Here is a 1,109-nt window from a genome sequence, read left to right as displayed (position 1 = left end):
ATACCAAATCTCATTCAAGGTGACCCCTAAAGTTAGGATAGGGGAATGAGCCGAAGGATTGCCCCAATCGATTGGAGCGAAAGCGTAGAGGAGTTGGAGGAACAGTATAGAAGGGAGAAGCACCTGGAACGACGTAAACGGCTGCAGGCGATGTGGCTGGTACGTCGAGGCAAAGATGCGCAGGATGCGGCCAGAGAAGTGGGGATTGGACGTAAAACCCTCAGCAGGTGGCTGGGCTGGTATCGGAGCGGAGGGTTGGGGGAGGTATTGAAGCGCGTACCGGGCTGGGGGGTCCAAGTCCGTCGAGCCTGGCTGGATGAAGGCCAACAGCTGGAACTGATGGCGGAGAGTGCCAAAGGAAGCTTTCGCACCTACGAAGAAGCGCGGCAGTGGGTGCGACAACGCTTCGGGGTACAGTACAGCTATAAAGGTCTGTATGGGCTGATGGCTCGATTGAAGATTCACCCCAAAGTACCGCGACCGAGTTCGGCCAAGGCCGATGCGGCAGCGCAAGGGCGGTGGAAAAAGGGGGGCTCAAAGCCCTGATCGCCGATGAACTCAACCGACTGGGTAAAACCATGGGGGATGCCCTGGCCCAGATTGGCTTTAGCGATGAGATGCGGTTGGGACTGCTGGGTCAGGTTCGACGGGTGCTGGCGCCTCGTGGGGTGAAGGTGGTTCAAAGGGTACAGCGGGAATACCAGTATGCCTACCTGCTGCTGGCGGTGATACCGGCCATCGGCCAGTTGAGATGGCGTTGGATCCCGCGCATGAAACAAGACCACCTCAAACCGGTCCTGGAGCAATGGGCATTGGCGATCAACGTTTGGGATGGGGCGGGGGTCCACCGGGGTCGTAGCCTATGCGAGCTTTCGGGCAGTCGTATCATTCAACCGGCCTATTCGCCCGAGCTCAACCCTGCCGAACGGGTTTTTGAGGAGGTCAGGCGGGCCATCGAAGGCAAGGTGTACCCTTCGCTGGAGCACAAGCGCCTGGCTGCCGAGCAGTTTCTCACCCAGCTTGCGGCTGACCCAACCAGGGTCAAGCAGCTTTGCTTCTGGCCTTGGATTCAAGAGGCTTTATGTGTCACCTCGTCGTAGAATTGGTAT

2 protein-coding genes are annotated in these 1,109 nt (G+C 58.3%); both read left to right on the top strand.

The window, feature by feature from the left end:
* Window positions 1-45 precede the first annotated feature (45 nt).
* Window positions 46-546, top strand: a complete 501-nt coding sequence (locus Mrose_RS18395) for a winged helix-turn-helix domain-containing protein (protein ID WP_119280663.1) — start codon at window positions 46-48, stop codon at window positions 544-546.
* The gene (locus tag Mrose_RS18390; protein WP_147371738.1) at window positions 519-1,100 is read left to right on the top strand and encodes a transposase; all 582 of its coding nucleotides are present in this window, start codon (window positions 519-521) and stop codon (window positions 1,098-1,100) included. The genes Mrose_RS18395 and Mrose_RS18390 overlap by 28 nt, the downstream gene beginning before the upstream one ends.
* The last annotated feature ends 9 nt before the right edge of the window (window positions 1,101-1,109 follow it).

This window comes from Calidithermus roseus (genome assembly GCF_003574095.1).
Taxonomy (GTDB): Bacteria; Deinococcota; Deinococci; order Deinococcales; family Thermaceae; genus Calidithermus; species Calidithermus roseus.
This window is presented reverse-complemented; position numbering and strand designations above follow the sequence as displayed.